We start from the raw sequence: 24,709 nt of genomic DNA on the forward strand, positions 1-24,709 counted from the left end.
GGCTCATGAGTTTGATTTCCGCCCTGCCGGCCGTGCCAGCGGTAATCCACCCTGTCACGGACTGGCCCTACCTTGAAATGCTGACCCGCTTTGCGCTGGCGCTGGCGCTCGGGCTGCTGATCGGCCTGGAACGGGAACGGCGCAAGAAGGAAGCGGGCCTGCGCACCTTCGGCTTCATCGCGGTACTCGGTGCCGTCGGCGCGTCGCTGGGCGATACCTATGCCTATATCGTGCTGTGCCTGACCGGGCTGCTGACCATCTTCCTCAACCTGCAGGACATGCGCACCCACGAGGGCACGGAGCTGACCACGTCCGCCGCCATGCTGGTCACCTGCGTGGCCGGCATCATGTGCGGCAAGGGCCACACGCTGACGCCGGCCGCGATCATGGTGTCATCGACCGCGCTGCTCGCATGGAAGGACATCCTGCAAGGCTTCTCGATCGGCCTCACCGAGCGCGAGCTGCGCTCCGCGCTGCTGCTGGCGATCCTGGCGATCGTCATCTATCCCGCCCTGCCCACCGGGAGCATCGGGCCGATGGGCCTGATCCAGCCGCGCGCGGCCTGGGCCACGGTGATCCTCATCGCCGGCATCGGCTTCGTCAACTACGTGCTGTGGAAGGCATTCGGCGCGCGCGGCGTGACGATCGCCGGTTTCCTCGGCGGCCTGGTCAACAGCAGCGTGACGGTCAACGAACTGGCCTCGCGCGTCAGCGCGAGCGCGGTGGGCGCGGTCGCGGCGGCGGCCTATCGCGGCATCCTGCTGGCCACCGTGGCCATGGTGATGCGCAACGCCGTGATCCTGGCGCTGCTGGCCCCCGCCGTGGCGGTGGCCGGGATCGGCGCGTTCGCCGCGATGCTGGCGGCCACGGCTTTCTTCGTGTTCGTGCGGCGCCACCCGTCCGAATCCGCAACGCAGGCGGCCGACACGGAAGAAAACCAGATCGTGCTGCCGTTCTCGTTGTGGAGCGCGCTGAAATACGGCCTGATCTTCCTGGTGCTGCACATCGTTGGCGTGCTCACGCAAAAGTACTTCGGCAACGTGGGCTTCTACGTGGTGAGCGTGATCGGCGGCACCGTGTCGAGCGCCAGCGCCGTGGCCGCGGCGGCCAGCCTGGCGGCCGAGGGCAAGCTCGCCCTCGACGTGGCGGCCACGGGCGCGATTCTCGCATCGCTGGCCAGCGTGGCGATCAACCTGCCGTTCGTGCTGCGCGTGCCGAACCGCCGCTTCGTGCTGTCGATTGCCGTGGCGATGGGCGTGATTGCCACCGTGGGCCTGGCCGGGCTCCTGCTGGGCGAGCCGCTCGCCCGCTTCGTGACGGAGCACTTGCCCGAACTGACCACGCTCCAGCCTGCGCCGTTTGCCACCCGCCGCACGGCCGGCCTCGCCCTGCCGTGAAGCAGGACGGCATTGACTGCCGACAAGTCTGTTAAATCGCTGCTCGCGGTCGCCGCAAAGCCGTCCTAGACTGAAAATCTCATGCCACGTTCGCGGAGGTTGCCATGCTGTCGAGACCGATCCTGGGACAGTTTCTCTGTGCTGCCACGCTGGTCGCATGCGCCCTTCCCGGCCATGCCGCGACCTGGACCTTCGCGTACCAGGGCTTCCACCATTCGGTCACGGGCGCGTTCATCCCGGACCGCAAGCTGACCGGCAGCTTTGCCGCCCACGACAGCGATGGCGACGGCGCCATCGTCAGGGCCGAGGTCCTCTCCTTCATGCTGGAAGGCTATGATTTCGTGGCCTGCGAAAGCCAGAGCAACGCGTACTGGCACTGCGGCATGGAGTCTTTTTCCTACGCGGCCGGCGTGCTGTCCTTTTCCGCCGGCCAGGGCGGCAGCGACCCGGAAGGATGGGTGGGCGGCGGCCACTACTATATTTCCGGCGACCGCGAGTTCGGTTTCAGCTACCGGCCGGGCAGTTTCGACGAGTGGGCGTATTCGTGGACGCCCGAAACGACGTTCACGATTTCAGCCGTGCCGGCGCCGGCCGCGTGGGCGCTCTTCCTGGCCGGCCTGCCCGTCTCGGCGGGCGCCGCATGCATGGCCCGGCGTGCACAACGGCGCGCGGCGACGTTCCGGTTGTCCGGTGCGGGGGCGTCCGTGTAAGCTGGCGGCTGGAGGTGAGCCATGCAGAATGAACGTCGAACCCAGCCGAACGAACCGGTGGCCGAAGCCGTCGACGCCACCGTGGAACTGATGCCGAACATCAGCCGCTACCAGGCCGCGCTGGTGATGGCGCGCGACGGCGTGCCGAAGCAGGTCATCCGCCGGGTGCTCGACGAGCCCGAACAGCGCCGCGCGACCGACCGGCGTGAGGCGCACGAGGCCCACGATTGCGAGAGCGAACCCACGGGCGACAAGCCCGCTTCCTGATCGCTGCCTGATCGCTACCTTTCGCGCCGCTGCTGCTCGTAGCGGCACGCTCCCAGGCACCTGCTGCCGTGACCATCAATGGCGCGTTTTGCCAGTGCCGGCGCGTTCCCGTTCGATTACGCCGGCATGTGCGCCGGCGCGGAACGTGATGGAGGCAGCGGGCACGGCCAGCGCCGTGCCCGCCTTTGCTTACGCGATGTCGGCGCTGCCGAAGCTGAAATCGCCCAGCGTCGTTTCCTTCACGCCCGTCAGGGTTGCCAGCAGCACCAGTTCACCCGCGGACACGGTGGCATCCGTGTCGGCCGACTCGAACAGGAACACGCCGGTCGAGGTGCCGTTATCCACCACGAACAGCCTGGTATCGCCTTCGGCATAAGCGGCTTTCGCAGTACCGATCACGGCGGCGGCGTCCGCGGCGGTCAATGTCTTGGCATTGTCGGACACGATCATCACGTCACCAGCCTCGACGATCATGTCGCCATCGCCCACGGGCTTGCCGTGCACATTCACCACCACGCGATCGACACCCGACTTGAAGTCGGCAATGGTGTCCGCCCCGTCTTGCCAGATGAAGAAATCATCGCTGCCGGTACCACCGGTGAGCGTATCGGCACCGCCCCAGCCGTTCAGCGAGTCGTCGCCGCCGCCACCGAGCAGCTTGTCGTTGCCCGTCCAGCCGCCGATGTCGTTGTCCAGGTCATTGCCCGTGCCCTGAAAGTCACCCGTGCCACGGAAGCCAAGCGCTTCGATACCGGTACCGAGACGGTAGATTGCCGTCGACGTGAAGACCCAATCGTAGCCTGCCGTGTCCACGACCTTGTCGCCGGCGTTGTCGACCTGGTAGGTGTCGTCGCCGGCGCCGCCGATCATCGTGTCCGCACCTTCGAGTCCATTGAGGAAGTTATCCCCGGCATTGCCGGTCAGCGTGTTGTTCAGGCCATTGCCCCGGCCTTCCAGCGCGTCGCCCGTCAGTTCCAGTTTCTCGATGTTGGCGCCCAGCGTGAAGTCGACGGCGGCCCGCACGGTATCGGTGCCGCCCTTCGCCACTTCGGTGATCGAAACGGCATCATGCGCGACCAGGTAGACATCGTCGCCGGCACCGCCGGCCAGGATGTCGCCGTCCTTCGTACTGGCAAGCGTGTCCTTGCCGGACGAGACCATGTTGAATTGCACGTCCGCCAGCGACTGGTATTTGCCATCGAACCAGAACGATTCCACATTGCGCACCAGCACGGTATCGCCCGTGATCTTGCTGGTCAGGCGCAGGTCGGTGGCGTTGACGCGGACTTTTTCGTAATCGGCCAGCGTGCCGTCCAGGTGAAGGTGGTCATTGCCGGCGCCGCCGTCCACCGTGTCGCTGCCGCTCCCGGGCATCAGGTGATCGTCGCCCAGGCCACCCGACAGGCTGTCATTGCCGGCACGGCCATTCAGCGAATCGCTGCCGTCATTGCCGCTCAGCTTGTCATTGCCATCCGCGCCCTGCAGGAAGTTGTCGAGGGCATTGCCGATGCCGGTGAAATTGCCCTTGAAACCATCGGGCCCGGACGCGATCACCTGCTCCACCCCGGCCCCGAGCGTGTAGCTGGACAGCGACGTATACACGGTATCGACGCCCTTGTCCGCGACATTCTCGACGACCACGTCGCCCTTGTCGTCGACGACATAGGCGTCGTCGCCCGCGCCGCCGGCCATCGCGTCCTTGCCGGCACGGCCATCGAGCAGGTTGGCGCCGGCGTTGCCGGTCAAAACATTGTCCAGCGCATTGCCGTAGCCGTTCGTATTGCCGGTGCCGGTCAGGATGAGGTTTTCGATGTTGTTGCCAAGGGTGTACGTGCGATCGGCCTCGACAATATCCTTGCCTCCCTTGGCGGTCTCGATGATGGCAACGTCATCGTGGCGCACCACGTAGAGATCGTCGCCAGTGCCCGCTTCCAGCGTCGTATTGTGCGCGGATGAATTGACCTTGTCGTTCCACGGGGAAGGCGTGCCAGGCAGTACGTCGGCCAGCGAATAAACCACCTTGTTGAACGAAATGAATTCGACATCCTGCGCCTCGATCACGGCGCCGGTAACGGTGCTGGTCAGCCGCACGCTCGTGGCGCCGGTGCGCACGCGCGTGTAGTTTCCGAACGCTTCGGAAACGAGCAACGAGTCTTCGCCCGCCCCGCCCTGCACCATGGCGCTGCCAGCGACCATGATGAGCCGGTCGTCCCCCGAGCCGCCCAGCAGGGTGTCGTTGCCATTGATGCCCCACAGCGTGTCATTGCCATTGCCGCCATCGAGCTTGTCGTTGCCGATACCGCCCACGATCTGGTTTGCGGATGCGTTACCGACAAGCGTGGCGCCGTCCGTGCCCTGGTAATACAGGTTCTCCACGTTGGCCGCCAGGGTGTAGCTGACCAGCGCGGTGAGCACCGAGTCGTTGCCTTCGCCTGCCTTTTCCCTGATCGTCACGCCTTTGGCGGAGACATCGTAGAGATCGTCGCCGTTGCGGCCGACGAGAATATCGCCCGGCTTGTCGCCCGCCAGCCGGTTAGCGCCATTGGTACCCTGTTTGATTGCCATCTTTTCCCTAAGTTATGGATATTATAAGGATATAGATGATAGCAACTTTTGTTATTCAAAGATAACTATTTAATGGCAATTTTCCAGGGTATCTCCGGATTTCGGTTTCTCAGGAGGTGAGGCGGGTAAAAGCCTCGCGGGCTGCCAGACCGCCGCCCGTGATGAGCACACCGAAATACACGATGGTGGCAACATTGCTGATATAGCCCAGCAATACGCACACGCCATCGCGTTGAAGAAGGCCGATCGCCAGGAACAGGACCGCGACGGCGGGAATGGTGTTACTGAACGGAATCATGCCGAACGGCATCATCAACAGCACGGCACCCAGGATCAGCGACGCATCGTTCATGCGCTCGACAGGCCCTTTTGCCACCAGCCAGCTGATACGGTTCGGGCGGCTCACGCGTTCGATCTTCTGCAGCCAGGGCAAGGCCTTGCGCAGCACCGGCCGCAGCTTTCTCGTGCCGATCGTCTTGTGCTTCAACCGGGCGGGAATCCACAGCTCGCGCTGGAACAGACGGCTCAGGCCGATCAACAGGATCGCCGCGCCGAACACGGTGCTGACACCGGGAATCGACACGGGAATCAGGAACACGAGCGTGAGCAGCGCGGTCAGGAGCAGCAGACCGTCGTCGCCGACACGGTGTATCAGTTCGCTCAGCGTGATGCCGGTGGGCGGCAGGGAGCGGACCAGCGCGCGGATTCGCTGTGAGATGGAGTCACTTTGCATTGCGTATTCTTCATTTGGTTGGTGGATTCCGGCGGATGCCGATCGGGGCTCGCGCACCGCTGGCGCGGCGCTGCGACAGTATAGCGACCGGACTGCGCAGTGGACACCCGTCAGTCGGTGAATAACGGTATCTTTTGATGCCGGTACGGGCCGCCGGCACCGTACCGGCTTGCTGTATCATCCCGACCCTGTTCAAGAAAGCCCCATATGCTCATCATCACCATCAAACAGGGTAAGGAAAAAGGCCTGCTGGCCGGCGACCCATGGATCTACGCCTCCGCCGTCGAAAAAGTCGACGGCAAGCCGCAGGAGCGCAACAAACCCGGCGCCACGGCGATCGTGCAGTCGTCATCGCGCCAGTTCCTGGCCCGGGCGGCCTACAACGCCAAGTCGCAGATCGTGGCCCGCGTGTGGACACTGCGCGAAGACGAGCCGGTCGACCACGCCATGATGAAGCGGCGCGTGCAGGCCGCCGTGGAACGCCGTGCCCAGGCGCTGCGTGGCGCCGATCCGCTGGCACTGGTGCAACTGGTCGATGGCGAGAAGGACGGCCTGCCGGGCTTGCTGGTGCACAGTTATGGCGGCCCCACCGGATACCTGGTGTGCCAGTTCAATGCCGGGGCGGTCGACCTGTGGAAGGTGGCCGTGGTACAGGCGCTGCTGAAGGTAACGGAATGCCCCAACGTGTATGAACGGTGCGACGCGCTCGTGCGCAAGGGGGAAGGATTGCCTGTCTTCGCCCGCGCGCTGGCCGGGGTGGAACCGCCGCAACGCCTGATGGTCAAGGATGGAAACCGGGTCGTCCCGATGGATATCCGGACTGGTTTCATCTACCCGCGGTAACGACCGGTCGCTTTGCCACGGCACGAAAAAGTTTCAAAAAAATATTTTCATTTTGTTACCGTTCGTGAGAATCCGGATGAATCTCGCGCGCTATATTCCCGCCGGGTGTGGCGGCCTGCGCTGCCCGCCGGCACAGGAGCCGGCAAGCATCCACGACATCTTGCCTTCAAACTCCAGGACAATCGGGAATAAAATGATCAAGCATCGACTTTTCAACCGTATCGCCGCTGTTTTCGCCGGACTCGTCGTGGCTTCCGCCAGCCATGCAGGAACATTCTCGGACTCCTTGCCGGAATTTAGTGGAACCGGTGCCAATGGCGTCGAAACCGTCGGTATGTTCACCTTCAGCGTTCCAGCCAACGAAACAATCCTCTCCGCCCGGATCGACGGCACATTCGGTAACAGCGAGATCACTTCGACATCCGTGCATTCGGTCTATGCGGATGGCATCCTGATCGCCAGCTGCGCGGATATGGCATCGTTCTGCTGGTCCACGGGGCCCGAGGCCTGGAGCTACAGCTTCAGCGGTGCGGAACTGGGCATCTTTGCCGACGGCCAGGTCGTGATCACCACCGACCAGACCGATTGCTGCACGGTCCGCCTTGGCGCAATGACCTTGACGGGCGTTACCGCGGCAGTGCCGGAACCAGGCACCTATGCGATGCTGCTTGCGGGCCTCGGCCTGCTGACCGCCGTGAAGCGCCGCAAGGCTTGATGACGCGGCGTTGAATCGACGCCCCGCATGCCGGGCCAGGCTTGCGGGGCGATCTTTTCCGGACCGGCGCGGGGAAACGATAGAATCCCTTCCCCGGCTTCAGGAAACAAGGTGCCGGCGACGATCAATTCTCATCGCAGGCATGTCATGACCCAGGAAGCCCCCCGTTTCGCCCCCCAGACCATCCGCCCCACCGACGAGCAGGTCGCGATCCAGCTGTCGCGGGACAAGACCGTCGTCATCCGGGCCAATGCCGGGGCCGCGAAGACCACGACCCTCGCGCTGCGCATCGGTGAAGCGATCGCTCGTGGCCTGCCGCCGGAGCATATCCTCACGCTCACGTTCACGCAGGAAGCCCGCGATGTGCTGCAACGCCGGCTGGTGGAAGTCGGCATCCCGGCCGCCACGGCGGCACGGCTGCGTGTGGCCACGTTCGAGCAGTTCTCGATCGACGCGCTGGAAACGCTTGAACAGCGCCCGGTGCCGCAGATCCGCCACATCAAGGAACTGAAGCCGTATGTGGATGAAGCGCTCCAGAATGCCAGCGACAAGTACGCCGGAAAGATCGACTACCTGGTGTCCGACACGTCGACCGCGGGGCTGAGCCAGTTCTTCCACACGCAGCTGGAACTGAAGGCAACGTTGCGCCTGCAGGCCGATCTCGACGGCCTTGGCGAGGACGAGATCAGCGATGCGCTGAGCGTGGGCATCTCCACCGCGCTGACGATCACGGAGTACGAGCACCTGCGCCTGCGCTCACGGGACCGCGTGCAATTTCGCGGCCCGTTCGATGCGACCTATGACCTGGCGTGCATGCTCGACGGCGATCCCGAACTGCGCCAGGAATTGCCGCGCCCGCGCATCATCCTGTGCGACGAGCTGCATGATCTCAACGAAGCATCGTTCCACCTGCTGCTGCACATGATCGTGCCGGACTACACGTATTTCATCGGTGCCGGCGACATCGACCAGGTGATCCACTCGCGCCTGGGCGCCAGCGACGAATTCATGCGCAGCCGCTTCGTGGCCGCGTTCCCGGCAACCGCGACCTATTCGCTGACGTACAGTTTCCGCCACGGCCCCCACCTGGCGTATGCGGCGGGCGCGTTCAAGAACAAGGCGGCCGACTCGGTGCTCGACCTGCGCACCGACATTCGCGAGGTCGACTACGGTCCCGGCGGCGCGAGCTGCGCGGAACGGGTCGTGGAAACCGTGCGGCTGTGGACGAAAGCGGGCAAGGCGGCGGAAGACTGCACGATCCTCGTTCGCGAACCGTACCAGGCGATCGACATCGAAAACTCCCTGATGCAGGCCGGCCTCGCCTACCGCACGCTGGAGATGCCGCGCTACCTCGATCGTGAAGAGATCCTGTTCTTGCGGGGCATGATCGCCATTGCGCTCGACGACTTCGCCGCCACGGACAAGGCCAGGCGGGGCCCCATCTTCGACGCCGTGGCAACCTTCGCCGAAGTAAGCTTCACGCGCGACGACAACGTTGACCAGATGCGGCAGGCCGTGATCGACGAACCGGTAGCCCTGACCTGGCTGTTCACCGGCCGCGTCGACCAGCGGGGGTCGAAGGACGTGCGGGATCGCGTTGCGCGCGTAATCGATGCGCTCATCGACGCGTCGCGCAGCCAGGCGCCCGACCTGGTGCTGGGCGCCATGCGCCAGCAGCTCGGCAGCCTGCTGGAATTCATCCGATCGGAAGAAGAAAGCCACGGTGACACGGCCCTCATGCGCGCGCTGGCGCACGTCGACGAGGACGTGAATACGCTCATCGGCTACCTGGAACGCAGTGTCCTGGTCGTCGATGCGCAGACCTTGCTGAACATGCTGCGCAATCATCTGCTGACCTTGCTATCCAAGCTCGACCAGGTTGTGGCGGGCGACGTTAAACAGCGCATGGCCAGGGTGATCGCCTACATGCGCGATGCGGGGCCCGACGCGCCCGCCCACGACGTGCTGCGCCACATCTGCGTGCTGATGGATATCGAGGCGCTGGCCAAGCGCCTGTACGTGCACGCGCACGAGGCCCGCGTGGTGCGCAGGTCGATTGCCGGGTTCATCAAGGCTGCCGAAGACTTGCGGCTGAACCTGCGCGAGTTTTCGGAATGGATCGCCACGGCGGACCGCTATGGATCGCGCGCGCGCCAGAAGAACTGCGTGCAGCTCGACTGCGTTCGCAACGCCAAGGGCAAGGAGTTCGGTCACGTGATCCTGCCCTTCCTCGAGGTGGACGAGTTCCCGTTTGCGCGGGCCGACCGCGCCGAGGAAGAGAACCTGTTCTATGTGGCGATCACACGCGCCATCTCGGCGCTCACACTCGTTTGTCCAAGCGATGCCACCCTGCGCAGTCCCTTCGTGGACCGCATGCAGATCGACCGCAACCGGTCGCGCGCCGAGCTGGCGCTCACGCGCAACGGCCAGCGCCAGGCGGCGCCGGCGCGTATCGAATTCAGGGCCAATGGCGATGACTGGGCCAGGGCCAGGAAGCTGGGGGCGCACTGGGATGGCACGCGGAAGGTGTTCTTCCTGGTGCCGGGGCAATCGCCGGAGCCGTTCAAGGAGTGGATCGAAGGTGGGCGGCCGGTGTAAAAACAAAAAAGGGCAGCGCAAAGCGCTGCCCTTTTTGCAGGAATCCGACTGGAATCAGATCGCCCAGCCACCCGCGTAGAACACGGCCAGTGCGACGGCGATGCTGACGGTACCAACGTTCAGCTTGCGCCATTCGCCGGCAACCACGCGGCCGATCACCAGGGTGCAGAAGCCCAGCATGATGCCGGTGGCGATATTGCAGCTCAGCAGGATAAACACGGCGCATACCAGGCCAGCCAGCGTATCCATCTTGTCGTCCATGCTCATGTGGGCCACGCCGCCCAGCATCAGCAGGCCGACATACATCAGCGCCGGTGCCGTGGCATACGACGGCACCAGGCCAGCCAGCGGCGAGAAGAAGATCAGCGCCAGGAACAGCAGGCCGACGACCACCGCGGTCAGGCCCGTCTTGGCGCCGGCGGCGGTGCCGACACCGGATTCGATGTAGGCCGCGGCAGGCGCGCCGCCGACCAGGCCGGAGAAGATCGAGCTCACGGAATCGGCCGTCAGGGCCTTGCCGCCGTTATGGATGTAGCCTTTCGAATCCACCTGGCCAGCCTGGCCGGCCACGGCACGGATGGTACCGGTGGCATCGAACACGGCGGTCATGACCAGCGCCAGGATGCTGGGCAGCACAGCCATGCTGAGCGCGCCCTGCAGATCCATCGAGCCGATCAGGGAAGCCTGGCCCGGAGCGCTCAGCTGCGGCCACGAGAAGACACCCGTGAAGCGCACATTCGGATCGAAGGCGAGGCCGACGCCGGAAATGGCGATCACGACCAGCAGGATACCGCCGGGTACGCGGCGCTGCTCGATGCCGAAGATGGCGGCCAGGCCGATGATGGTCATGACGACCGGGAACGACGTGATATTGCCCAGCGCAACCGGCAGGCCGGCATGCGCATTCTTGACCACGAGGCCCACGTCGTTCGACGCGATCATCAGCAGGAACAGGCCGATGCCCACGCCAGTACCGTGCGCCACGCCGGCCGGCAGGTTCTGCAGGATCCACGAGCGCACACCGGTCACGGAAATCGCCGTGAAGATCAGCCCCATCAGGAAGACGGCGCCCAGGGCGATGGCCGGCGACAGGCCTTTGCCCAGCACCAGGTCGAACGCGGTAAAGGCAGTCAGGGAAATGGCGCAACCCACCGCGATCGGCAGCTTGGCCCAGAAGCCCATCAGCAGCGAGCCGAAGGCGGCGGTCAGGCACACGGCGATGAACACGGCGTTGACGTCGAAGCCGGCCTTGCCCAGCATGCCCGGCACCACGAACACGGAATACACCATGGCCATGAAGGTGGTCACACCGGCAACGACTTCACGCCGTGGCGTGCTGCCGCGCGCCGATATCTGGAAATACTGGTCTAATTTGCCGGTAGCGGCAGGCGGGGGCGTGAGACTGTTGTCGCGCTCGACGCGCATTTGAGGCTGGGACATGGCGGCTGCTCCTGTATATACCCGCCGACTCTGCCGCATGGCGTCGTCGGGGTGTCTCGTCGTTATGAAGTAACTGTCAAAGCTTAGGGCCTGGGCTGCCCACCGTATATGTCTTTCATGCATATCAGTTATATCGATTAACGTATTGCATTTGCGGGCAGGCTGCGTTGTTGCCATAAACTAAAGCCTATTGTTAGCGCCTAACTGCAGTGCATGGCCCCGGTGTTTCTAAACCTTTAAGCATGCTTGCAGGAGCAACAAGCACCCGCACGCCCCTGCCCGGCCACGCCAGCCGATTTTTTCAAGCATCGCCGGGTCATGCGTCGCGCATGCCAACCCGAGTCCGCTGCCCTGCCGTTCATGACAACTATGCATCAGCGCAGGTGCGGCATCGTAATGTGACTGCGTGCGCCGTTCAGTGAGGATTCGTGGTACCCGCGCAACAGCACCGGCGAAAAATTGTGATACCTGCCAGGAATGGCTGGACGTCCAGCACTTCGGCCGGTTTGCGAATCCGCGAAATGCCGTCAGGCGGCGAGGAAGCGCTGCGATGCCGCGGCATGCGCGAAGCGCATGAGCTTATCTGAACTTGGTCTAGCCGATCCATTGACCGGGCCTTTCGCGCCAGCGCAGAATTGCCAGCTCTACCATCGTGATGGAAAGGTTCGGATGGACGACGATCGAGCGGAACCCGGTGCGCTGGCACCAGAATCACTGCGCAGGCGCCGCTTCATGGCGCGTGGCGCCGTGGCCTCGCTGGCCGCCGCCGGCGGTGCGGCCGCCTTGCCTGGCGCCGTGCAGGCGGCAACATCGGACAACCTGCCGCCGAACGTACCTCGGTGGATGCGCGAGCCCGGCGCCGGCTTCCTGAATCCCGCTTATGGCGTGCCGTCGCCGTTTGAACAGCACGTGCTGCGCAAGCTGCCCGACACGCCGCCGCCCTTCCCCACCGCCACCCGCACGCCCTTGCAAAGCCTGTTCGGCACCATTACCCCGAATGGCCTGTTCTTCGAACGCCATCACGCCGGCGTGCCGCCGATCGACCCTGCGCAGCACCGGCTGATGGTGCACGGCCTCGTCGAAAGGCCGCTGTTGCTGGACATGAAGGCGCTGCTGCGCTTTCCCGCCGTGTCGCGCAGCCATTTCATCGAATGTTCCGGCAACAGCATGGCGGAATTCAAGGCGCCCGGCAAAGGCAGCGTGCAGGACATCCACGGCCTGATCAGCGGCGCCGAATGGACCGGCGTGCGGCTGGCCGACGTGCTGGCCGAAGCGGGCCTGCTGCCCTCGGCCCGCTGGGTGCTGGCCGAGGGCGCGGACGCCGCGGCAATGACGCGCAGCGTGCCGCTGGCCAAGGCGCTCGACGATGCGCTGCTGGTCTATGGTCAGAATGGCGAGATGCTGCGCCCGGAACAAGGCTATCCCTTGCGCCTGCTGCTGCCGGGCTTCGAAGGCAACATGAGCATCAAGTGGCTGCGCCGCCTGAAGGTGGGCGATGCGCCGTTCCACACGCGCGAGGAAACCGCGAAATACACGGACCTGATGCCGGACGGCACGGCGCGCCTGTTCACCTTCCCCATGGGCGTGAAATCGGTGATCACCGCGCCATCGGCGCGCCAGGTGCTCGAGGGCCACGGATTCCGTGAAATCACCGGCCTGGCGTGGAGCGGGCATGGCCGCATCACCCGGGTGGACGTCTCGGTGGACGGCGGGCGCCACTGGGGGGCAGCGGCGCTGGACGGACCGGTGCAAAGCCGGGCATTGACGCGCTTTCGCTTCCCGTGGGTGTGGACGGGCCAGGAAGCGATCCTGCAAAGCCGCGGCGTGGACGAAGGCGGGAACGTGCAGCCTACACGTTCCGCGCTGCTCGCAAGCGATGGCCAGAACTCGGCCTACCACTACAACGCCATCCAGAGCTGGCAAGTGGCATCGAATGGCGAGGTCGGCAATGTCCACGTCTAAGGTGTTCACATCGCTTGCCATGGTGGCCGCAGCTGCCATGGCGCTGGCGGCCTGCACGCCGGTGGCGCCGGCGCAGCGGCTGGGGCTCGGCACGACACCCACTGCGGAACAGGTGCGCGCCTGGGACATCGACGTGCGCGCCGATGGCACCGGCTTGCCGGCCGGCTCGGGCACGGTGGCCCGGGGCCAGGCGCTCTACGAATCGCGCTGTCTGGCCTGCCATGGCGCGAAGGGCGAAAAAGGCATCGCACCACGGCTGGCCGGAGGCCAGGGCACGCTGGCAACGAAGGCACCGGTACTGACCGTGGGCAGTTACTGGCCCTATGCGCCCACGCTGTTCGACTACATCCGGCGCGCCATGCCGCCGGACAGCCCGCAATCGCTGACCGCCGACGAGGTGTATGCGGTGACCGCCTATACGCTGCACCTGAACGGGATCGTTGGCGCCGATGCGGTACTCGATGCGACATCGCTGGCCGCGATAAAAATGCCGAACCGGGACGGGTTCCGGGCAGTGGTCAAATAAGCCGGGCCGGCGCCCCCTGCGCCGGCTGCGATCTACCCGAACACCAGCGACTGGTGCGCGTGCACGCCGGCCAGCACGCCGGCGGCCGATGCCAATGTCGCGCTGTGCATCGGCGTTGCCGCGTCGCCGGCCGCGAACACGCCCCGCACCGTCGTTTCCTTGCGCTCGTCGACGCGCACATACGGCCCGAACGGGCCTTCGTCGAACGCGCAGCCCAGTTGTCCGGCGAGCGGGCTGACCGGTGTCGTGCGCGGCGAAACGAACAGCGCGCCCAGTGCGATCACCCGGCCATCGGCCAAGCAAACGCCGTCGAGGGCCGGCGCATTGCCCAGCAGTGCAACGACCGGCGTGCGTTCGATCGCCACGCCCCTTGCCGCCAGCAGTGCGGCCTGCTCCGCTTCCGGTTCCACGCCCTGCGTGAACAGGATCGCCGGCCCCAGTCGGGAATCATGGCCGCCTTGTGCGCGGCCATCGCGTCACCGCCCAGGATACCCAGCGTTTGCCCGGCCACCTCGTAGCCGTGGCAATACGGGCAGTGGATGACGGTGTGGCCCCAGCGTTCCTGCAAACCGGGCACTGCCGGCAACTCGTCGCGCACGCCGGTTGCCAGCACGAGCCGCCTGCCGCTTTCCTGGCGCGTGCCGGCTGCACCGTCGCTGCCGATTTCGATGACGAAGCCGCCGTTCGACTGGATGGCCGCCGTGGCCGATCCGTCCGCAAACGTGACCGTGGGATAGCGCTTCAACTGCTCCCGGGCTTCCGCGCGGATCTGCCGTGGCGGCTTGCCGTCATGCCCCAGGAAGCCGTGCGCCGTGGCGGCGAACCGGTTGCGCGGCTGGTCCGCATCCACCAGCAACACGCTGCGGCGCGCCCGCGCCAGTTGCAGGGCGGCGGACAGGCCGGCAAAGCCGCCGCCAACGATGATCGCATCGAACATGGATTCCTCCTTACGTACTTTATGGAGTTACATGATAACGCAAAATCGACATCATGCAACTGCAATAGTTACGTGTGCAGTGATTTGCTATGATCCGGGCATGAGACACGACAGCCGCCTTTCCCGCATGCTCCACGTGCTGATCCACATGGACAGCCTGGACGCTCCCGCCACATCGGAAACGATCGCCGCGATGCTGAACACGAATCCCGTCGTGGTCCGCCGCACGATGGCCGGCCTGCGCGAACACGGTTACGTCCAGTCGGGCAAGGGGCACGGCGGCGGCTGGGCGCTAGCGCGGCCGCTGGGCGAGATCACGCTGCTCGACATCCACCACGCGCTGGGCGATCCGCCCGTGTTCGCGCTCGGGACCACGGATGAACATGCCGATTGCCTTGTCGAGCGGGCGGTCAATGCGGAGCTGGGCGATGCGATGCGGGAGGCGGAGCGGATGCTGCTGGAGCGGTTCGGGCGGGTGACGCTGGCTGATCTGGCGAAGACGGTCAAGGCGCAAGCGGTAAAGGCGCGGCGCAAGGGCTAGCACGGCCCTGTCACGCGAATATCGCCTGCGGTCGGGTCAAATGCCGACTGCTCAATGCATTATTGACAATGCAATGCGAATACAATGACGGCTGTCGAGATCATCTTTGAAGGGATCTATGAAATCCGTATTTGCCACCGCCCTTGCCGCGTGCATGCTGCTCGCCTGCAGCCCGAAAGCCGACGAAGAGCCTGCCGAGGCGCCACCCGACTCAACGCCGACGCCAGCCTTGCAGCGCCTGGTTGGCACGCTGTCGATCACCGAGGATTATGCGATCGCCGGCAAGTCGGGCGCGCCCTTCCTGACCCGCAAGATGGTCTTGCAGGGGAAGATCGACCAGGTCGTGCAGGTGGAAGAAAGCGGCGATAGTCTCGACGTCACGCCGGAAGGCGGTGCGCCCATGCGGATGAGCGGGACGATCTCGGAAACTGGCCAGCTGTCGATGGACAACCCGGACAGCAATTCCATCGTCAAGACACGCGGCGACAGCACGTGGACCGGCAAACTTGGCGACTACGAGCTGCGGATTGCCCGCTCCAAGCTGGGCGTCGGCGATGAAATCCATTTGCGGTTCAATATGCCGATGGACGGGAACATGGTCGTGAAGTCCACCCATACCAGCGGCGCCGTTACCGAAATGGGCACCGAAGGCAACCTGATGGGGCTCAGCCTGCTCGAGGCGAATCCGTCCGACGGGAAGTTCATGTTCAAGCGGGATTACGATTTGTTCCCGAAGCTGGGGCAGGAGCCCACCGAAGCGTTCGAGAAGCAGCTTTATGACGGCATGAAGAAGTTCCCCGCGGTCGTACACCTGGGGGCGGTGACCAACCCCGGGCGCAATGCCTGGACGTATGCGGGGACCAAGGTGTACAGCAAGCCGGGAAGCGAGACGCAGTGGACGGAGAAGGTCGAGCTGAGTTTCAAGCTCGTGCCGCGCTGACTCCCCTCCTCCGGCCGGCCGGGAACGCCCCATCCATCACATCTGCCGGAACAGGTGCACGAATGTCCGGCTGACCGGCAATGACTCGGCGCGATGCCGCAGGTGGATGGTGGCGGTCTCGCCGCCGCGCGTGACGTGACTGACGGCGCGCAGGTTGACGGCAACCGCACGGTGCACCTGCACGAAATGATCGGCGTCGAGCTGCGCCAGCAGCTCCTTCAGCGGCGTGCGCACGAGCGCCTCGGCCGGCTGGCCGTTGTCGCACCACGCCACCGCCGTGTACTTGGTGTCCGAGCGCAGGTAGTCGATCTGGTCGGCCGGGATCAGGCGCAGGGTCTGGCCCACCTGGGCATGGATCCAGTGCAGCGACCGTGGCGGCGCATCGCGCCGTAATTGCGCGGCCAGTTGCCGCAGCAGCGCTTCCGTTTGCGCGGCGGGTTGCGCGGCCGCCCGGCGTTCCTGCAGGCGCGCCACCGTGTCGGCCAGGCGCGCCATCTCGACCGGCTTGACCAGGTAATCGAGCGCACCCTGCGCGAATGCCTGCACCGCATACTGGTCATACGCCGTCACGAAGACGAGGTGCGCGCGGCGGCCGATCCGGCTGGCCGCTTCGACACCCGAGATGCCCGGCATGTGCACGTCGAGGAAGCAGATATCCGGCGCCAGTGCTTCGAACTGTTCCATCGCCTCGCGGCCGTTGCGCGCCTGCGCCACCACGCGCAGTTCGGGCCAGGCCTGGGCCAGCTGCCGCACCAGTGCATCGCGCAGCAGCGGCTCGTCATCGGCGATGAGGGCGGTCGGATGGTTCATGGCTTGCTTTCCAGTGCGGGAAATTCCACTTCGGCGCACACGCCATGGGGCCGGCGCGGCATCAGGCGCAGTTCCGCGTCGCCGGCGAAGGTCAGCGCGAGGCGTTCCCGCAAGGTGGCCAGCCCGGTCCCGGGGGCGCTCGATGGATGGAAGCCGACGCCGGTATCGGTGACGCGGGCCAAACAGCGCGTGCCGCGCCGCTCGATCGTGATATCGATGCTGCCGCCCTCCTCGCCGGGGTCGATGCCATGGCGCACGGCGTTTTCAACGAGCGTGAGCAAGGCCATCGCGGGGCATCTGGCATGCGATGAAGCACGCTGGGCCGGGATGAAGCACGCTGGGCCGGGATGAAGCACGGCGAGGCGGGATGGAGTGGGCTATCGGTCGCGAGGCACCGCAACATCCTGCAGCAGTCCGATCTGGCGGACGAGGGAACGCTCCCCTGCGCCAGCGTCGGCTTTTTCACTATCCCGCAAGCGCAATGCTTTCGCATCGCCGCAGAAATTATTGTCAGGGCTAAGCTGATTGCCGATGCTTTGGCTCCAGTGCAGCAAGGATGCGCCGCCGCCAATCGGAAATGCCAGATAAAAACAAATATTTCTTGACTATAATATTGCACCGCCATACCCTTGCTGGTCATTGTTGCAATAGCGAACTTAAAATGATTTCCATCAGGTCAATTCTTCATGCTCTTGTGTCAGGAGCGCCCCGGGCAACCAGGCGTGCGACGCCAGTCGCTCATCAGTGGGTGATGTCGACTTTGGAGTGGGACAAGCGCCGCACATGCATTAGCTGCGGTCGCGTTGAGCAATTGGATGTCGGCGGCGGCCATGACAGCTCGAGCTGGTATCGGGTCAGCAAAGGCTCCAGCACAGCGCATTGCGAACGCTAGGCGCCTTCAGCAAACAGTTTCAACAAATCTCCGCTACACGGGCAAAGTACCTGCGCGCTGGAACTTGCGATCTGCCGCCATACGGGCCAGCGCAATCGCCACATTCAGTACACTGCGAAGATAGTCCACCGTGCGTGCCACGCCTTCCCGAAGACGCTTCAATTCGTCGCCACGAACGCCATGCTTTCCAGTCCGCCGTGCACGCTCCTGGATGAGCGGCTGGGAACACCCGGCAAACCTCCGGGCAAGGCGCGCCGTCGAAGGCCGTACGCCTGTGCGGCGAAACGGTGCAGCGCGCCATGAAGGTTGTGTCAAGCGTCCTTACTTGATCGCGAAACGAACGCTGACGGCAGGCTTGTTCGGCAGTGTCACCCGGGTCATGACCTTGTTGCCGGCTTCGAGCTTCACGTCATCCTTTGCCACCAGCGTGTTGCCGGCGCCGGCGACCAGCGTCGTCTCTGACTTCTGCGTGCCCTTCAGCACTGTCAGCGTGCCGGTGGCGCCCGCCGTCGTCACGGGCTGGCCATGGTCGTCCACATGGATCGTGATCTTGCCTTCCTTGTTGACCAGCTCAAACGACAGATCGCCCGCGCTCTTGACGATGCCGCCGTGCTTGGCCGGACTCTCGTGGGCGATTGCCGGTGCGCCGGCGGCCATTGCCAGGCCCAGTACCATCATTGCTGCGATTTTTTTCATTGCATGCTCCATTGCGTTAAGTGATCATCAAGTGATGTAATGCGGCGGCCTTCACAGTGGGCGCCACCGCCGGACCCTGTTTCAATAACTTTCCGCGCCGCTGCGTGCCAGCACGGCTTCCAGCGGCTTCCTGCCGACCAGCCAGAAGATCAGTGGCGTCAGCAGCGAATCGAGCAGCGTCGAGCTGACCAGGCCGCCGAAGATCACCACCGCCACCGGGTGCAGGATTTCCTTGCCCGGCGCATCGGCCGCCAGCAGCAATGGCACCAGCGCGAACGCCGCGACGAGTGCCGTCATCAGCACAGGCGTCAGCCGTTCCAGCGACCCGCGCACGATCATCGGCCAGCCGAAGGACATGCCTTCGAACTTGCACAGGTTGATGTAGTGGCTGATCTTCAAAATGCCGTTGCGCGTGGCGATCCCGGCCAGCGTGATAAAGCCCACCATCGATGCGACCGACAGCGACACCCCGGCCAGCCACATCGCCACCACGCTGCCCACCAGTGCAAAGGGGATGTTGGCCATGATGACGGCCGCCAGAATGGTGGAACGATAGCGCGTGTACAGCACCAGGAACACCAGTGACAGCGAGGCAAGCGACAGGCCGACGATCAGCCGCTGTGCCGCTTCCTGCGCCTGGAACTGGCCTTCGATGCTGATGAAATAGCCGCCTGGCAGTGGCGTGGCCGCAACCGCGTTGCGCACGTCGCCGATGATGCGCGACATGCTGGCGCCATCCGTGTTCGCGTACACCACGATACGGCGCCGGCCATTCTCCCGGCCGATCTGGTTCGGGCCATCGCCTTCTTCGACCGTGGCGATCGACGACAGCGGCAGCCGGCCAGCCGGCGTGTCCAGCATCAGGCGTTCCAGGTCTTGCGGCGTGCGCTGCGCGTCGGCCAGCCGCACGACCAGATCATGGCGACGGGCGCCATCGATCACCTGCGTCGCCTTCGTGCCCTCGGACAGGGCCTCGATCGCAGCGAGCACCTGCCCCGCCGAAAGGCCCACCTGTGCTGCCTTGCGATAGTCGACGCGGATCTTGATCTGCGGGATCAGCACCTGGCGCTCCACGGACAGGTCGACCAGCCCGGGCACACCGGCCAGCCGCGTGCGCAGCGTTTCGGCCAGGCCGCGCAGCGTGTCGATGTCGTCGCCGTAGATCTTCAGCGCGACCTGCGCGCGCACGCCCGACAGCAGGTGATCGAGGCGGTGCGAGATCGGCTGCCCGATGGCCACCGATGCCGGGATGACCGACAGTTGCGAGCGGATCGCCGCCATCACCTGTTCGCGCGAGCGCTCCGAGGGTTTCAGGTCCACGTCGATCTCCGACGAGTGCACGCCTTCGGCATGTTCGTCGAGTTCCGCACGGCCGGTGCGGCGGCCCACCTTGACGACTTCCGGCACCTGCCCGATCAGGGTTTCGGCCAGTGCGCCCATCCGGTTTGCTTCCGCCAGCGACGTGCCGGGCGCGAACGTCATGCCCATCACCAGCGATCCCTCGTTGAACGCAGGCAGGAAGGTGCGCGGGAAAAATGGCACTGACGCCGCAGCGGCGACCACGGCGATGACGGCGATGGCCAGCACGCCGCGCGCGCGCGGCAGCGACCAGTGCAGCAGCCGTTCATCGTGCCGCTTGAGCCAGCGCACCAGCGGGCTGTCGCCATGCCGCAAGCGCTTCATGCGCGGCAGCAGGACCATCGACAGCACTGGCGTGACCGTCATCGATACGAGCATCGACGCCAGGATCGACGTGATATAGGCAATGCCCAGGGGCGCGAACAACCGGCCTTCGATGCCGGGCAGGGCGAACAGCGGCACGAACACCAGTACCACGATCACCGTCGCGTAGACGATGCCGGATCGCACCTCGACCGAGGCGTGCCAGATCGTCTCCAGCACGGACGTGCCTTCCGGCCGCTGCCGCAAGCGGCGCAGGATGTTCTCGACATCGACCACGGCATCATCGACCAGCTCGCCGATCGCGATCGCCAGGCCGCCCAGCGTCATCACATTGATCGATTGCCCCAGCAGGTGAAAGGCCAGCGCCGTGACGGCCAGCGACAGCGGGATCGCGACCAGCGAGATGACAGTGCTGCGGGCGCTCAGCAGGAAAGCGAACAGGATGACCGCGACAAGGATGGCGCCATCGCGCAATGCCTCGACCACGTTGCCGATCGACGATTCGATGAAGCTCGCCTGCCGGAACAGGATCTCGGGCGCCGAGAGCCCGGCGGGCAGGCCCTGGCGCAGCTCGGCTAGCGCGGCTTCGATCTGGCGCGTGAGCTGCACCGTGTCGCCGGCGGGCTGCTTCTGCACGCTGACGATGACGGCCGGGCGCCCGTTCATACCCGCGTCGCCGCGCTTGAAGGCGGGCGCGTAGCGCACCTGCGCCACCTGCTCGAGCAGCACCGGCATGCCATTGCGATAGGCCACCGGCAAGCCGCGCACATCTTCCAGGCGCGTGGTGCGGCCCAGGTTGCGGATCAGGTATTCGCGGCTGTTCAGGTCGATGAAGCCGCCGCTCGTGTTCGATGCGAAGCCCTGCAGCGCACCGGTCAGCTGGCCCAGCGTGATGCCGTATTGGGCCATGCGGGCCGTGTCCGGCTCGATGCGGAGCTGGCGCACGTCGCCGCCGATCGGGATCACCTGGGAGACGCCGGGAATCGACAGCAGGCGTGGCCGCAGCACGAAGTCGGCATACTCGCGCGCCTTCATCGGATCGGTCCTGGCCAGGTCGATCGGCAGCGCGATCAGCATGATCTCGCCCATGATGGAGGACACGGGCCCCATGACCGGATTCACGCCGGCGGGCAATTGCTCGCGCACCAGCGACAGCCGTTCGGCCACCAGCTGGCGGTTGCGGTACACATCGGTATCCCAGTCGAATTCCGCGTAGACGATCGACAGGCCGACGCCGGACACGGAGCGCACGCGCGTCACGCCGGGCATGCCGTTCAGGCTTGTCTCCAGCGGGAACGACACGAGCTGCTCCACTTCCTCGGGCGCCATGCCGCCGGCCTCGGCCAGCACGGTGACGACCGGCTTGTTCAGGTCCGGGAACACGTCGATCGGCGTGCGCTGGGCCGTGAACGCGCCATACACCATGAGCAGCACGGCGGCGGCCAGCACCAGCAGCCGGTTGTGCAGGCTGAAACGGACGATTGCATTGAACATGGCGTTACCGGATCTGGTTGATCAGCGCGGCGCCGGAGACGACCACGCGATTTTCCGCGGAGAGGCCGCGGGTCACGACGATCGTGCCGGCATCGAGCGGGCGCGCTTCCACGGGCTGTGCGATGAAGCGCATCGCCCCCGACTTGATCCACACCACCGTTTCGTTCGCTGGATTGCGCACCAGGGCTGCGGCTGGCAAGACGATGCCCTTGACGGTCGTGTGCAGCTTCGCCAGCACCGATACCGGCTGGCCCACCGCCAGCGGCAAGGCCTTGCCGGTGGCACGGAAGCTGATCGGCAAGGCACCGTCGCGCAGGCTGCGTCCACCACCGACCAGGACCAGCCTGGCGTCGGGCGCCGCCGGCAGCGTCGCCGTGGCGATGCGCGATGCGAGCGTAACGTCAGGTGTGCTCGCCTCGACCAGTGCGCGCGCGGGATCGATGACCTCGAACAGCACGTCGCGGGCGTCAACGATCTGCCCGGCCAGCACCTGGGCGCTGGCGATGATGCCGTCCGCTGGCGACACGATGGCTTCGCTGCCGCGCACCGTGCCCGCTACCGCTTTTTCCCGGCCAAGAATACTGGCGAGCTCGGCGCGCGCCGCGTCGATTTCCTTCGCCGGCACGGTGCCTTCCAGGGACTCGAGCCGGATGACCCGGCGCTCGGCCAGCCCGCGCATCGCCCGCAAGTCGGCCAGAGTGGCTTCCTGGTTGCCGCGTTCGACCGCGCTGGACACCGGTACCAGCCGAGCCAGCACCTGGCCCTTGCGAACGGCCTGGCCAGCGGTCGGCAAGCCTCGTGGTCCCGGTGCGATGCGGCCGGCGAACGGCGCCTGCACGCGACCACCGGCATTCGGGTCGATGGTCACGCGGCCGTTCAGTTCGACCGTCTGCGGATGATCGCCTTCGACCGCCATGATGGTACGGATCACCATGCGGCGCTGGGCCAGTTTGGGCACATTCACGCTGCCATCGGGCAGGCGGGCCAGCCCGATGGCGGACGTCGTCGCCTGCCCGTCCAGGTGTTCCCCGTTCGGGCCGTGGGCGCCGGGCGACGCGTGGACGGATTGCATGCCGAGCAGTCCAAAGGCGATCGCAGTGAACAGTTGACGGACGTTCATGCTTGCACCTCCTTCGTGCCACGGCGCCGTGCGCGCACCATCAGCGCGGCCGGGATGGCGATCACGGGCAAGGCGCCGAGCCACCACCAGCGGCGGTCCTGTTCGTGACCATGTTCATGGGCCGCGGCGACCGGCACGTCCAGCGTGCCTTCCAGCAGATCGCTTTCGCCACCAACCGTGAAGGTGAACAGCAGTGCATGCTTGCCGGGAACGGACAGCGCTTTCAAGAATTTCTCGTCGTCGATGGCATAGTCGCCCACGTCGGCATGGAACCTGGCGCGCGCCTTGAGGTTCTTGTATTCCACCTCGAGCGTACCGCCGAGGACAGGTTCATTGGTCTCGTAGCGGTCGATCATCACGGACAGCTCGCCGCCCGAGAGCTGGCCGACCAGCTCGAACAGCTCGGTGAACGTTTCGACGCGCGGCACGCTGCCCGACGCTGTCGCCGCGGCAGGTCCATCGAGGTGTTCGCCATTGGGGCCATGGGCACCCGGTGCAGCGTGCGCCGGCATGGCGACGGCCAATGCGAGCAGCAGGGAAATAAACAGTTTCATGGGAGGATTCCAGAGGCTTGGTTCATTTGGGCGTGGGCGAGCGCCAGAGCGACGCGCTGCTGGCGGACGGCCACTTCGGCTTCGTGGGTGAGCGCGCGGGATCGCAGCAGGTCGGCCAGCGGCTTTTCGCCCTGGCGGAACGCGTGCGCGAACAACGCGGTATGCTCGCGCAGCGCGGCGGCTCGGTCGGTGGCGGCCTCCAGTGCGGCACGCGCGTTGGCCAGCTGGTCCTGCGCGAGCGCCAGGTCGGTGTCCACGATGGCCTGGGTTTGCGCCAGCTCGGCGGAGGCGGTTGCCAGTTGCGTGCCTGCCAGTGCTTCGGCCGGACGGTTGCGCAGCTTGCCGGACAGCGGGATTTGCAGCGCGATGCCGATGCTGCGGTCGACGCCGAGCACGTTGCCATCGCGCTCGCGGCGCATCGACAGCGCGACAGTCGGTGGTGCCTGCCGGCTGGCCGATGCCAGCGCGACGGCCGCCCGCGCGCGCGTCTCCGCAGCCTGTGCCGCCCGCAGCCGTGCATGGTCCGTTGCGTTGCTGTCGACCGGCAGCGGTTCGGGTGCCATGTCAGGGAGCGTGGCCGCGCCTGTGACAAGGCGAAAACGGGCCAGCGCCTCGCCGGCACGGCCACGCGCCAGGGCGAGATCCGTGGTGGCCGCCAGCACTTCCTGCCTTGCCAGCAAACCATCACTGCGGGCCAGGTCGCCCGCCTTGACACGGCGGTCGACATCGGCCGCCAGTTCTTCCAGATGGTGCAGATGGTCGTTCTTTTCGGCCAGCACTTCGCGGGCAGCCGCCGCTTCCCACAGCCGGTTGCGCACTTCTTCGGCAATAGCGAGCCGGGCCTGCAGCAGCTGGGCGTCGAGCTCGTCGCCAGCCCGTTCGGCCAGCTGGCGGCGCGCGCAGTGCTGTCCAGGCAGCACGATGGGGGCCGACAGGGACAGTTCCGTCTCGCGGGCGTTGCGCTGGTCGGTCCACCGGTCGGAACGGTCCAATACACCGAGCGTCGGGGCGGCGGCCAGCCACGACGCGGCGACCTCGCGTGCAGCGGCGGTTTCCTGCTGGCGGGCGGCCAGGGTACGGGCCAGCGGCGAGCGCTGCCAGGCGGCTTCGACCAGCGCGTGCAACGTTGGCGTGGCGGATGCGGCGAGCGTGTCCTGCGCGCTCGACAGGGGCGGCAGCATGCAGGCAGCGGCCGCCAGATAAAGGGGCAAGCGTGATATACGCATCAAGATTCCTTGGGTGAGTTAACTCATCGCCAAAGGAAGCGCACTGGGCGCGGCTATGCC

General features: G+C 65.6%; 21 protein-coding genes and 1 pseudogene. 11 read left to right on the forward strand and 11 right to left on the reverse strand.

The genetic code is table 11. The features are described from left to right. Positions 1–5: 5 nt before the first annotated feature. The 3 genes from EWM63_RS04555 (at position 6) to EWM63_RS04565 (ending at position 2,374) form a co-directional block, all read left to right on the forward strand. The gene (locus EWM63_RS04555; protein ID WP_130185477.1) at positions 6–1,397 is read left to right on the forward strand and encodes an MgtC/SapB family protein; all 1,392 of its coding nucleotides are present in this window, start codon (positions 6–8) and stop codon (positions 1,395–1,397) included. Positions 1,398–1,501: 104 nt separating this feature from the next. Continuing rightward, positions 1,502–2,107, forward strand: coding sequence for a hypothetical protein (locus EWM63_RS04560; RefSeq protein ID WP_130185478.1), 606 nt, complete (start codon positions 1,502–1,504; stop codon positions 2,105–2,107). A 21-nt stretch (positions 2,108–2,128) separates the two neighbouring features. Continuing rightward, positions 2,129–2,374 carry a hypothetical protein gene (locus tag EWM63_RS04565; RefSeq protein ID WP_130185479.1) on the forward strand — a complete coding sequence of 82 codons (246 nt, stop codon included), beginning with the start codon at positions 2,129–2,131 and terminating at the stop codon, positions 2,372–2,374. A 189-nt stretch (positions 2,375–2,563) separates the two neighbouring features. On the opposite strand, the gene EWM63_RS04570 is transcribed toward EWM63_RS04565, so the two are convergent. After that, complete coding sequence (locus EWM63_RS04570; RefSeq protein ID WP_130185480.1) at positions 2,564–4,939, reverse strand: calcium-binding protein; 2,376 nt, start codon at positions 4,937–4,939, stop codon at positions 2,564–2,566. Positions 4,940–5,048: 109 nt separating this feature from the next. Continuing rightward, entirely contained in the window at positions 5,049–5,672 is a 624-nt protein-coding gene (locus EWM63_RS04575; protein ID WP_130185481.1) for an exopolysaccharide biosynthesis protein, read from the reverse strand. A gap of 207 nt (positions 5,673–5,879) precedes the next feature. Here EWM63_RS04575 and EWM63_RS04580 point away from each other — a divergent pair, with 207 nt between their 5' ends. The 3 genes from EWM63_RS04580 (at position 5,880) to EWM63_RS04590 (ending at position 9,828) form a co-directional block, all read left to right on the forward strand. Further along, positions 5,880–6,515, forward strand: a complete 636-nt coding sequence (locus EWM63_RS04580) for a class I SAM-dependent rRNA methyltransferase (RefSeq protein WP_130185482.1) — start codon at positions 5,880–5,882, stop codon at positions 6,513–6,515. A 76-nt stretch (positions 6,516–6,591) separates the two neighbouring features. Beyond that, positions 6,592–7,230: a PEP-CTERM sorting domain-containing protein gene (locus tag EWM63_RS32265; protein WP_229487728.1), complete on the forward strand. Its 639-nt coding sequence runs from the start codon at positions 6,592–6,594 to the stop codon at positions 7,228–7,230. A 147-nt stretch (positions 7,231–7,377) separates the two neighbouring features. Further along, the gene (locus EWM63_RS04590; protein ID WP_165390752.1) at positions 7,378–9,828 is read left to right on the forward strand and encodes a 3'-5' exonuclease; all 2,451 of its coding nucleotides are present in this window, start codon (positions 7,378–7,380) and stop codon (positions 9,826–9,828) included. Between the two features lie 54 nt (positions 9,829–9,882). Here EWM63_RS04590 and EWM63_RS04595 read toward each other — a convergent pair whose 3' ends face one another. Next, entirely contained in the window at positions 9,883–11,253 is a 1,371-nt protein-coding gene (locus EWM63_RS04595; RefSeq protein WP_207221311.1) for an NCS2 family permease, read from the reverse strand. A 684-nt stretch (positions 11,254–11,937) separates the two neighbouring features. Here EWM63_RS04595 and soxC point away from each other — a divergent pair. Beyond that, a complete protein-coding gene (gene soxC / locus EWM63_RS04600) occupies positions 11,938–13,230 on the forward strand; it encodes a sulfite dehydrogenase (protein WP_130185485.1) in 1,293 nt (430 codons plus the stop codon). Then, positions 13,217–13,756, forward strand: coding sequence for a c-type cytochrome (locus tag EWM63_RS04605; RefSeq protein WP_229487729.1), 540 nt, complete (start codon positions 13,217–13,219; stop codon positions 13,754–13,756). The genes soxC and EWM63_RS04605 overlap by 14 nt, the downstream gene beginning before the upstream one ends. A gap of 32 nt (positions 13,757–13,788) precedes the next feature. On the opposite strand, the pseudogene EWM63_RS04610 reads toward EWM63_RS04605, so the two are convergent. Continuing rightward, positions 13,789–14,693, reverse strand: a pseudogene (locus EWM63_RS04610) (NAD(P)/FAD-dependent oxidoreductase). 100 nt (positions 14,694–14,793) lie between these two features. On the opposite strand from EWM63_RS04610, the gene EWM63_RS04615 reads away from it, so the two are divergent. Continuing rightward, positions 14,794–15,234 (forward strand): Rrf2 family transcriptional regulator, encoded by a 441-nt coding sequence (locus tag EWM63_RS04615; protein WP_130185487.1) that lies wholly within the window; start codon positions 14,794–14,796, stop codon positions 15,232–15,234. Positions 15,235–15,352: 118 nt separating this feature from the next. Next, entirely contained in the window at positions 15,353–16,174 is an 822-nt protein-coding gene (locus EWM63_RS04620; RefSeq protein ID WP_130185488.1) for a hypothetical protein, read from the forward strand. A gap of 36 nt (positions 16,175–16,210) precedes the next feature. Here EWM63_RS04620 and EWM63_RS04625 read toward each other — a convergent pair whose 3' ends face one another. Together EWM63_RS04625 and EWM63_RS04630 are read right to left on the reverse strand one after the other, a co-directional pair. Next, positions 16,211–16,984, reverse strand: a complete 774-nt coding sequence (locus EWM63_RS04625) for a LytR/AlgR family response regulator transcription factor (RefSeq protein WP_130185489.1) — start codon at positions 16,982–16,984, stop codon at positions 16,211–16,213. Then, positions 16,981–17,271, reverse strand: a complete 291-nt coding sequence (locus tag EWM63_RS04630) for an ATP-binding protein (protein ID WP_130185490.1) — start codon at positions 17,269–17,271, stop codon at positions 16,981–16,983. The genes EWM63_RS04625 and EWM63_RS04630 overlap by 4 nt, the downstream gene beginning before the upstream one ends. Before the next feature lie 60 nt (positions 17,272–17,331). Here EWM63_RS04630 and EWM63_RS04635 point away from each other — a divergent pair, with 60 nt between their 5' ends. Then, positions 17,332–17,589 (forward strand): hypothetical protein, encoded by a 258-nt coding sequence (locus EWM63_RS04635; RefSeq protein ID WP_130185491.1) that lies wholly within the window; start codon positions 17,332–17,334, stop codon positions 17,587–17,589. Positions 17,590–18,197: 608 nt separating this feature from the next. Here the strand turns inward: EWM63_RS04635 and EWM63_RS04640 are convergent. From EWM63_RS04640 to EWM63_RS04660, 5 genes are all read right to left on the reverse strand, one after another. Beyond that, positions 18,198–18,572, reverse strand: a complete 375-nt coding sequence (locus tag EWM63_RS04640; protein WP_130185492.1) for a hypothetical protein — start codon at positions 18,570–18,572, stop codon at positions 18,198–18,200. 81 nt (positions 18,573–18,653) lie between these two features. After that, on the reverse strand, positions 18,654–21,749 hold the full coding sequence (locus tag EWM63_RS04645; RefSeq protein ID WP_130185493.1) for an efflux RND transporter permease subunit: 3,096 nt from the start codon (positions 21,747–21,749) through the stop codon (positions 18,654–18,656). 4 nt (positions 21,750–21,753) lie between these two features. Beyond that, entirely contained in the window at positions 21,754–22,869 is a 1,116-nt protein-coding gene (locus tag EWM63_RS04650; RefSeq protein WP_130185494.1) for an efflux RND transporter periplasmic adaptor subunit, read from the reverse strand. Further along, complete coding sequence (locus EWM63_RS04655; RefSeq protein ID WP_130185495.1) at positions 22,866–23,423, reverse strand: hypothetical protein; 558 nt, start codon at positions 23,421–23,423, stop codon at positions 22,866–22,868. The genes EWM63_RS04650 and EWM63_RS04655 overlap by 4 nt, the downstream gene beginning before the upstream one ends. After that, positions 23,420–24,649 (reverse strand): TolC family protein, encoded by a 1,230-nt coding sequence (locus EWM63_RS04660; protein ID WP_130185496.1) that lies wholly within the window; start codon positions 24,647–24,649, stop codon positions 23,420–23,422. Before EWM63_RS04660 ends, EWM63_RS04655 begins: the two co-directional genes overlap by 4 nt. Between the last annotated feature and the right edge of the window lie 60 nt (positions 24,650–24,709).

The organism is Pseudoduganella lutea, assembly GCF_004209755.1.
In the GTDB taxonomy this organism is placed as follows: domain Bacteria; phylum Pseudomonadota; class Gammaproteobacteria; order Burkholderiales; family Burkholderiaceae_D; genus Rugamonas; species Rugamonas lutea.